This window comes from Frankia sp. CeRuru1 (genome assembly GCF_977966315.1).
The window spans coordinates 1-8,962 of record NZ_CDWWEW010000212.1 but is presented as its reverse complement, the minus strand read 5'-3'; the positions used below and the strand labels follow the sequence as shown (position 1 = coordinate 8,962).

The window sequence follows — 8,962 nt, the reverse complement described above, 5'->3', positions numbered from 1 at the left end:
GTTGGACCCCGCGGCGTGGCAGCAGGTGGCGGCGACGGCGGCGGCGGGTGGGGTGTCGGTGACCGCGGTCGCCCGGCCCGTGGAGGTGGTCTGGTCGCTGGGGGATGGCGGGACGGTGACCTGCACGGGGCCGGGCACGCCGTTCCCGGCCGGGGCCGATCCGAAGAGCGCGTCGCCGGACTGCGGCTACACCTACACCCGCCGGTCGCTGGACACGCCAGGTGGGACGTTCGCGGTGACGGCGACGGTGCGCTGGGACGTGACCTGGGCCGGCGCCGGCCAGACAGGCGCGTTCCCGGGGCTGACCACCGTGTCGACGACGCAGGCCCGGGTGATCGATGTTCCCGCGCTGACGACGGACGGTGGCTGATGACGACCGTGACCCACCCGATTCGGGCAAGCGGGCCAGGCGACCGCACTGGTGACAGCCCGGTGGGCGGTGCCCGGTGGTGACCGCTCCCTCCTCGACGCCGCGCGCGGCCGGTCCGGACCGCGCTGGCCGGCGAACCGGCGCCGCGCCTGCGGCCCGGTTGACCGGCGGTCCGCGGCGCCGTCGCCGGGTTCCGTATCTGCTGCTGGGTGTGGTGCTGGTGGTGGGCTGCGCCGCCGCTGGCCTGGTCGCGGGCGCGCGGGTGGGGTCGCGGGAGCCGGTGCTGGTGCTCGCCCGGCCGGTGACGGTCGGCCATGTCCTGGCCGCCGAGGACGTGCGGGAGGTGCGGATCTCCGCCGACGGCGTCGAGACCATCCGGGCTGGAGATCGGGACAGTGTGCTCGGCAAGCCGGTCGCCTACAGCCTGCCCGCCGGCACCGTGCTCAGCCGCGCGGCGGTCGGGGCCGCGCAGGTCCCACCGCCCGGGGAGGCGATCGCGGCGGTCGCGTTGAAGGCCGGCCAGTTCCCCACCGGCCTGTCACCCGGCTCGCGGGTGACGGTCGTCGTCGCCCCCGCCACCAGCGCCGTGTCGACCGCGTCGGCGGGCGCGGCCCGATCGTGGCCGGCAACTGTCGTGGCGGTGGTGGCGGCGGACACCGAGCAGACGACGGTGGTCTCGCTCCAGCTCGCCGAGGCCGACGCCCACGCGTTGGCGGCGGCCCCGGCCGGGCAGATCGGCGTCGTCACGGTCAACGGAACCGGCGGGTGACCCCGTGATCATCGCTGTGGGGTCGTTGAAGGCGTCACCGGGTGCGACGACGCTGGCGCTGGCGCTGGCGGACCGCTGGCCCACCGACGGCGGAGACCCCCTGGTGGTGGAGGCCGACCCGGCAGGCGGTGACCTGGGCGCGCGGTTTGGACTGCTGGCGGGAAGCCGTGGGCTGGTGACGCTCGCCGCCGCCGGCCGTCGAGGCGGCGGGCAGCGATCCGCGGAGGACCACGCCCACCACCTGCCTGGTGGTCTTGCGGTCATTCCCGCGCCGGCGGGCGCCGAGCAGGCCAGCCACGTGCTGGGCGAGCTCGACGGTGGGGGCTGGTCGCTGCTGTGGTCCGCGGCGCGTCGGGGTGGCCGGACGGTGATCGTGGACTGTGGCCGTCTTGATCCGCGGTCGCCCGCGGGGCCGGCGCTGCGGGCGGCGGACGTGCTGTTGCTGGTTTTGCGGGCGCGGGACGACGAGCTGTCGCATTTGGCGGCGCGGATGCACGTGGTGCAGGGCTGGGGCGTGCCGGCCTGGTATGTAGTCGTCGTCGCCCAGCCGCACCGGTCGCCGGACTATCGGGTTCGGGAGATCGCCCGGGTGCTGGGTTCGCGGGTGCTGGGCCCGGTGCCGTATGACTCGACGGCTGCGGGGGTGCTGGCCGGTCGTCGCCAGACCCGTACCGGGATCGGCCGGTCGAAGCTCGGCCGGACGGTGGCGGGGATGGCCGGCTATCTCGCCGCCACGGTGCCGGCCGACGCGCAGCGCCCGGCGCTGGGCGCGGCGCCGGCCGGGGTCGACGGCCGGGCAGCGTTGCCACCGACCCCGACGCGGACGGTGCCGCGATGACGGTCCCGTCCTGGCCCGACCCGCACCGCCCTGCGGCCTCTAGTAACGGGGCGGGCTGGCCCGGTCCGCTCGCCCCCTGGGCCAACGGTGGTGGAGGGCCGGCCGCGCCGACCGATCTTCCGGGCCGGGCCTCGGGGACGGCGGCTGATGCCCTGCGCGGCCGGCTCCGGGACGGGCTGCGGGCCGCGCTCGCCCGCCGGCTGCGCGCGGACGAGGACGCCGGCTCCCCGCCGCTGACCGCAGGCACGCGGGAGGCGTTCGCACGGTCCGTGCTTGTGGACCTGACCGAGGCGCACACCACCGCCGAGCTGGCCCGCGGTGCGGGGGTCCTGGCGCCCGGGGACGAGCAGCGCGTCATCCACGAGATCCTCGCCGAGGTCCTCGGGCTCGGTGGCCTCGAACCGTTGCTGGCCGACGCGAGCATCGAGAACATCAACATCAACGGTGATCGGGTGTTCATCCGCCGGGCGGACGGCAGCCGGCAGCGGCTGCCGGCGATCACTGACTCGGATACCCAGCTGGTCGGGCTGATCCGGGACCTGGCGGCGCACGCCGGGGTGGAGGAGCGGCGCTGGGACCGCGGTGCCCCCATGGTCAATTTCCACCTGGCGGACAAGAGCCGCGTGTTCGCGGTCATGGCCGTCACCCAGCGGCCGTCCGTGTCGATCCGTCGGCACAGGTTCCGCCATGTCACCCTCGCGGCGCTGCGCGCGAACGGCACGATCGACTACGGCCTGGAGGCGCTGCTGGCCGCGCTGGTGGCGGCGCGGAAGAACATCGTGGTCGCCGGGGGCACGGCGATCGGGAAGACCACGATGTTGCTTGCGTTGGCCGACCAGATCCCGCCGCACGAGCGGCTGGTGACCGTCGAGGACGTCTACGAGCTCGGGTTGGACGCTGACGCGCAGGCCCATCCGGACGTGGTCGCGATGCAGGTCCGTGAGCCCAACACTGAGGGCGAGGGTGCGGTGTCCGCGTCCGACCTGGTGCGGGCCGCGCTGCGGATGTCTCCGGACCGGGTGATCGTCGGCGAGGTCCGCGGGAGCGAGGTCATCCCGATGCTCAACGCCATGAGTCAGGGCAACGACGGCTCGATGACCACGCTGCACTCCTCGACCTCGCGTGGAGTGTTCACCCGGCTGGCCTCCTACGCGGTGCAGGGCCCCGAACGGCTTCCTGTCGAGGCGACGAACCTGCTGATCGCCTCGGCGGTCCACGTTGTCGTCCACCTGGCCGAGCCACGCGGGGAACGAGGCCGCCGCGTCGTGTCGTCCGTGCGTGAGGTGGTCGACGCCGACGGCGCGCAGGTCGTGACGAACGAGCTGTACCGGCCGGGCCCCGACCGGCGCGGCCTGCCGGCGGCACCGCCGACCGGGGAGCTGCTCGACGACCTGGTCGACGTCGGGTTCGACCCGGACGTGCTGTCCCGGGGGTGGTGGGGATGACCGGTCTGTTCGGCCTGCTGGGCCTGGGCGTCGGCGCCGGCCTGCTGCTGATCGTCTACGGCTGGCGGGGCGTTCCCGCCGAGGACACACCCCGCCCCGCGCGCCGGCCGCGGGCGTGGCCGTGGCGGACCGATCCGCGTTTCGGCCGGTGGACCGCTGGCTCGGTCGCCGCGGGGATCGTGGCCGGGGCGGTGACCGGCTGGGTCGTCGGCGGCCTCCTGATCGCGATGGCGGTGTACGGGTTGCCGCGGATGCTGGGTCCGGACCGTGATCAGGCCCGCCAGGTCGCCCGGACCCAGGGGATCGCGGTGTGGGCAGAGCAGTTGCGTGACACCCTCGCGGCCGCGGCCGGTCTGGAGCAGGCGATCCTGGCCACCGCCACCACGGCCCCGGCCGCGATCAGGGACGAGGTCGCGTTGCTGGCCGCGCGGATCAACCGCCGGGAGCGGCTCGGCCCGGCGCTGCGCGGGCTGGCCGACGACCTGGCCGACCCGCTGGCCGACCTGGTGATCGGCGCGCTGATCCTCGCCAGCGAGCACCAGGCCCGCCAGCTGTCCGGGCTACTCGGCCAGCTCGCCGCGACCGCCCGCGCCCACGTGGACATGCTGGGCCGCATCGAGGTCGGCCGGGCGCGGATGCGGACCACGATGCGGGTCGTCGTCGTCACTTCGCTGGTGTTCGCCGGCGGGCTGGTCGTGTTCAACCGGCCGTTCCTGGACCCCTACAGCACGGCCGCGGGCCAGATGGTCCTGCTCACCATTGGGGCGATCTTCGCCGGTGGGTTTGTGTGGCTTCGGCGCATGGCGCGGATCGAGAACCCCGGCCGCTTTCTCGACGTGGACGATCCGACGGTGCCGCAGACAGCGGGAACAGCTCTGGCGATGGTGGGGCGGGAGTCCCGATGAGTGTGCTTTTGATGCTGCTCGGTGTCGGGGCCGGGGTCGGTCTGTGGGCGCTGGTGGTGTGGCTGTTCCCACCACGGCCCTCGTTGGAGGAGGTTATCGCCCGGCTCAACCCTGCCCCGGCCTCGCCCGCCGTCCCGGCGAGCGTGCCGGGGGTGCAGGACGGGTGGGCGGTGCGGATGGGCCGGCCGTTCGTCGGTCTGCTGCGCGCCGCCGGCCTGCCGACCGTGGCGCTGCGCCAGGATCTGGCGGCGCTGGGTCGTTCCCCCGAGGCCCATCTCGCGGAGAAGGCGACCGCCGCGGTGGCCGGGCTGCTGTTTCCCTCCGTGGTGGGGCTGGCGTTCGCGGCGGGCGGCCGGCCGTTTCCGTGGGCGGTGCCGGTCGCGGTCGCCCTGCTGCTCACCGTCGTCGGGTTCCTCCTGCCTGACCTGACCGTGAAAGCGGAGGCCGACCGGCATCGCCGCAGCTTCCGGTACGCCCTGTCGGCGTATTTGTCGCTGATCCAGGTGCTGCTCGCCGGCGGCGCCGGGGTCGAGACCGCGCTGACCGACGCGGCGGCGATCGGGAACGGCTGGCCGTTCGTGGCGATCCGCCGCGCGCTACGCACCGCCCGCGAAACGCGGATCAGCCCCTGGGTAGCGCTGGGCCAGCTGGGGGCGGAGCTTCAGATCTCCGAACTCGTCGAACTGGCCGACGCGGTCGCGCTCGCCGGCACCGAAGGCGCCCGCGTCCGCCAGTCACTGGACGCGAAAGCCGCCGCGCTGCGGGTCCGCCAGACCCAGGACGCCGAGGCCGACGCCAACGCCGCGACCGAACGGATGAGTATCCCCGGTGTCCTGATAGCGATTGGCTTCATCCTGTTTGTCTTCTATCCCGCTCTGACGCAAATCACCCGATCCCTGTAGACACTTTTTCGACCATCGGAGGAACCGTGTCCGGCCGTCTCCAGACCTGGTGGTCTCGCATCCGCGACCGCTACACGAAGGCGCCGCCCGATAGGCGCGACGCGGGGAACACTACCGAGAACGTCATCTGGATCGCGTTCCTGGCGGCGCTCGCGCTGACCGTGATCGGTATCTTTGGCCCGCAGATCTTGGACGCCGCGCGCCGCGTGGTTTTCCAGTAGTAGGGCCCGGCGATGGCAGCCCGGCTCCGTCCGGTCAGGGACCGACGCCGCCCCCACCCGGGCCGCCCCGGATCGGCATGCCGGCCCGCTGGGGGCGGTCCCAGCGCGCCTCGGCGGGCGTTCCCAAGGTCTTGCGGCGTCCGACCGGACCGAGGGCGGCGGTGCGCACGGACCACGCCGACGCCTCGCCGTCACGGGGACGCCGGGGCGCTGACCGTCGAGATGATTTTCGTGATGCCGCTGCTGTTCACGGTCGTGCTGCTGCTCGCGCAGGTCACGGTCTGGGCGCACGCCCGCCACATCGCGCAGGCCACCGCCAGCCGTGCGCTGGTCGCCGCCCGCGCCGACGGCGGCAGCGTCGCCGCCGGCGAACAGCAGGCGCAGGCGACCCTCGATCAGCTTGGCCGGTCCAGCCTCACCAGTCCGCAGGTCACGGTCACCCGCGACGGCGACCAGGCGACGGTCCACGTCCACGGCACCGCCGCCAGCGTGATCCCTGGACTTCGGCTTGGGATCGACGCCGATGCGGCCGGGCCCGTCGAGCAGCGACGGCCGGAGGCCCCGTGACCCGCGAACCCAGGTGCGCTCGCCGTGGTCCTGACCGGGGGTCGGCCACCGCCGAGCTCGTGCTGATCCTGCCAGCGCTGCTGCTCATGCTGCTGTTCCTCGTGCTGTGCTACCGCATCTCGGATGCGAAGCTACGCATCGCCGACGTCGCCCACCAGGCCGCCCGCGCCGCGTCGATCGCCCGCACCCCCGCCCAGGCGGTCACCGACGCCCGCGCGACCGCGCAGACCGCGCTGGCCAGCGCCGGGGTCACCTGCCAGGACCTGACGGTCGACACCGACACGGCCGGCCTGGCGCCGGGTGCGCTGGTACGGGTGACCGTGACGTGCACGGCCCGGCTGGACGATCTTGCGATGTTGGGGACACCGGGCAGCGCGACCCTGCACGCCAGCTCCACCTCACCCGTGGACATCTACGGCGACGTTCCCGGTGGGTTCGTGAATTCTGAAGCGGCGCCCGGCGGGAACCCGAGTGGAGGTGCCTCGTGACCCGCTCGGGTGTGCGGGGTGGCTCGCGAACTGAAGTCCGATCAGGCCGTCGTTGGCGGTGGCCGACGGCCGGTTTACGGGTTCCGGGGGAGGGCGAAGGGCAGGAGCGCGAGGTGGATCTCGCGGCTGGGATCGCCGTTGGCGTGCAGGACGAAGTCGTGTCGCTGGTCGCTCCGGTTCGCGCCTCGCCGCTTGTAGTTCGGGTGCTTCTCGACCTCGGCCACAGCCTTCTCGATTGCGGCGGTGACGTCGAGGCGATCGATGAACAGCAACAGCGCGGCCTTAGTGTCACGCCAGACGAGGTATCCCAGCAGCTGGTCAAGAGCGTCGGGCACCGTGGAAGGGCCGTTCCAGAACTTGCACTCACCGATGAAGACGTTGCGGTCGCCCGCGCGAATGAGGATATCGGTCTTGCCTTTACCGTTGAAGACCTCCCCAGCCGCCTGACCCTCGAAGACTCCGTTGAGGCCGATCAGCAACAGATTTCTGATCTCTTCTTCGTCAAGCTTCGCCGCGGTCGACGGGCTGCGTTCGAGTCCGTTGCGGTAGTTACTCAGAACTGCCAGGGCGTCCTCGTAGTCGGTCTCGACCAGGACCGGCTCGGGGGTAAACCGCCCGCTGGAGTCCGGAGGGCGGCGGACAGTGACTCGTCGGCGGGTGACAGGGAAGACGTAGCGTGCAGCATCTGGTCGTCGGCGGATCGGGAATCCGAGTCCGGCTTCAAGTTTTCTGTCAGCGAGCAGCTTTTCACGCCGTCTTTCGACCAGCTCGGATGCGAGTCGGCGGATCTCGACGTTGTGTCGCTCGGCGTCACGTCGCGCGGCGGCGAGATGACTCTCGATCTTTTCGAGCTCTTGGTCGAACTTGGCGCAGACTGTTTCGGATGTCTCGTCGGGGGACGTGATCACGAATGCAAGCTGGATCTCCTGGCCGCGGATCGTGGCGCTCGGCGGATTGGAAGTGTATCTGCTGGGGCGAAGCTTAAAAATGATCTCGTCGCCGACAAATGGCACGATGAAAACCACTTGCGTCAAGGGGACTCTGTAGATCTCGTCGTGCCCGTCCCACATCGATCCTCTACGGCTACCTGGATGCGACGGATAGGTCCGTCCCCAGGAGTCCCGATAGCCGATGATCTCTTGGCTGGTGGCTTCAATACCGTCGCGATCGAGCGCCGGGCAGGTGAGAGTGTGCGCCTCGGCCAGGCTGTCCACCACGTCCGCTGGTGGTGCGGCGAGGAGCTGGTCGGGGTTCCACTGCTGTATCGCCTCCCTCATCTTGTCGATCAGCTCGGTGAGCCTGTCGGAGAGATGGCCGTCGTTGAAGAGGAGGTCGGACCTGGGCACCGGTCGATTATGCCTGTCGCTACCGACAGTGGGATCTTGACGATTCGAGTCGGCACCACGGATCCCGGCGGGTTCACGTCGTGATTAGTGATCATGCCGCGTCGGGGCGCCGAGCGGGGGTCTGCGCTGACCCTTGCCTAGGAGCTCGGGCCGAGGGGAGCGAGGGCGCCGTGGTCGATCGTCGCGGTGTACCGCGTAGATGCGCTGACGCTCAGGCCGAACAGGTCGGCGATGCAGCGGGCGTCTCCGCTGGTGGCGTGCGCTTCGTTGAGGATGCGGTCCTCACGCAGACGCGCTGGAGCAAGATCGGGGCCGACGGTCAGCCAGATCCAGCGTGCTCCGACGGGGTCCGAGCGGCTGGCGGAGCGGTAGTGGATGAACAGGTGTGGGTTGGTGCTGTTCGGCCAGCGGCTTTGCCGGTAGTCGAGATAGGCGCGCAGCCGTTGTCGCACGGGGTCAGCGAGGACGATGACGCGTCCGTCGACGTGGGCCCTGCCGTCGCGAATGTCGGTGAGGCAAAGCCGCTGCGCCGTGCCGGCCCGGCTGGAGCGGATCGATCGGACCACCGCGAGCGTCATCGAGGGCCCAGTTCGGGAGAAGCCTGCATGCGTCGTAGATACCTGCTTCCGCTCGGAAATCCCGACGAACGGTCAGGATCACCACGTGGCCTGTTGAACCCTGGCCCGCAGGAACATCCGTGCGCACAGGCGTCTCTGCCCGCGCAGGAACCCGAGGCATGGCTGACACAGCTGGGACAGACACCGTGAGCCGCCGACGGCCCGGTCGTCGCGGGCGGGACGAAGGGGCGGTGACCGCGTTCGTCGTGGTGCTGTTCGCCGCGTTCGTCATGTTCGGCGGGCTGATCGTGGACGCCGGCGGCGCGCTGGCCGACAAGACCAGCGCGATGGGCCTCGCGCAGGAAGCCGCCCGTGCCGGCGCCCAGCAACTCGATCTCACCGTGCTGCGTCAGGGTGGCACGGTCCGGCTGCTGCCCGACGAGGCGGTCGCCGCCGCCCAGTCCTACCTCGCCCAGGCCGGCGCCACCGGCACCGTGACCGTCGAGAACAACACAGTCACGGTCACCGTCACAGCGGTGCACGACACCTTGCTG

The 8,962-nt window shown here is 71.7% G+C and carries 11 protein-coding genes and 1 pseudogene; 10 read left to right on the top strand and 2 right to left on the bottom strand.

Features of this window, described 5'->3' with window-relative positions:
- The 9 genes and pseudogenes from AC08OP_RS15475 to AC08OP_RS15435 form a co-directional block, all read left to right on the top strand.
- Positions 1-370, top strand: a pseudogene (locus tag AC08OP_RS15475) (ATP/GTP-binding protein); the annotation flags it as partial.
- 79 nt (positions 371-449) lie between these two features.
- Positions 450-1,139 carry an SAF domain-containing protein gene (locus AC08OP_RS15470; protein ID WP_476614845.1) on the top strand — a complete coding sequence of 230 codons (690 nt, stop codon included), beginning with the start codon at positions 450-452 and terminating at the stop codon, positions 1,137-1,139.
- 4 nt (positions 1,140-1,143) lie between these two features.
- Positions 1,144-1,977: a MinD/ParA family ATP-binding protein gene (locus AC08OP_RS15465; protein ID WP_476614844.1), complete on the top strand. Its 834-nt coding sequence runs from the start codon at positions 1,144-1,146 to the stop codon at positions 1,975-1,977.
- Positions 1,974-3,422, top strand: coding sequence for a CpaF family protein (locus AC08OP_RS15460; RefSeq protein ID WP_476614843.1), 1,449 nt, complete (start codon positions 1,974-1,976; stop codon positions 3,420-3,422). The genes AC08OP_RS15465 and AC08OP_RS15460 overlap by 4 nt, the downstream gene beginning before the upstream one ends.
- Positions 3,419-4,327 (top strand): type II secretion system F family protein, encoded by a 909-nt coding sequence (locus AC08OP_RS15455; RefSeq protein ID WP_476614842.1) that lies wholly within the window; start codon positions 3,419-3,421, stop codon positions 4,325-4,327. The genes AC08OP_RS15460 and AC08OP_RS15455 overlap by 4 nt, the downstream gene beginning before the upstream one ends.
- A complete protein-coding gene (locus tag AC08OP_RS15450) occupies positions 4,324-5,229 on the top strand; it encodes a type II secretion system F family protein (RefSeq protein ID WP_476614841.1) in 906 nt (301 codons plus the stop codon). Before AC08OP_RS15455 ends, AC08OP_RS15450 begins: the two co-directional genes overlap by 4 nt.
- A 26-nt stretch (positions 5,230-5,255) precedes the next feature.
- Positions 5,256-5,450 (top strand): hypothetical protein, encoded by a 195-nt coding sequence (locus AC08OP_RS15445; RefSeq protein WP_476614840.1) that lies wholly within the window; start codon positions 5,256-5,258, stop codon positions 5,448-5,450.
- A gap of 210 nt (positions 5,451-5,660) precedes the next feature.
- The gene (locus AC08OP_RS15440; protein ID WP_476614846.1) at positions 5,661-6,017 is read left to right on the top strand and encodes a TadE family protein; all 357 of its coding nucleotides are present in this window, start codon (positions 5,661-5,663) and stop codon (positions 6,015-6,017) included.
- Positions 6,014-6,505, top strand: coding sequence for a TadE/TadG family type IV pilus assembly protein (locus AC08OP_RS15435; RefSeq protein ID WP_476614839.1), 492 nt, complete (start codon positions 6,014-6,016; stop codon positions 6,503-6,505). Before AC08OP_RS15440 ends, AC08OP_RS15435 begins: the two co-directional genes overlap by 4 nt.
- Positions 6,506-6,579: 74 nt before the next feature.
- On the opposite strand, the gene AC08OP_RS15430 is transcribed toward AC08OP_RS15435, so the two are convergent.
- A complete protein-coding gene (locus AC08OP_RS15430; RefSeq protein WP_476614838.1) occupies positions 6,580-7,851 on the bottom strand; it encodes a hypothetical protein in 1,272 nt (423 codons plus the stop codon).
- Positions 7,852-7,988: 137 nt separating this feature from the next.
- Entirely contained in the window at positions 7,989-8,429 is a 441-nt protein-coding gene (locus AC08OP_RS15425) for a hypothetical protein (protein WP_476614837.1), read from the bottom strand.
- A 185-nt stretch (positions 8,430-8,614) separates the two neighbouring features.
- On the opposite strand from AC08OP_RS15425, the gene AC08OP_RS15420 reads away from it, so the two are divergent.
- A partial coding sequence (locus tag AC08OP_RS15420) for a pilus assembly protein TadG-related protein (RefSeq protein ID WP_476614836.1) occupies positions 8,615-8,962 on the top strand: 348 nt, incomplete at its 3' end.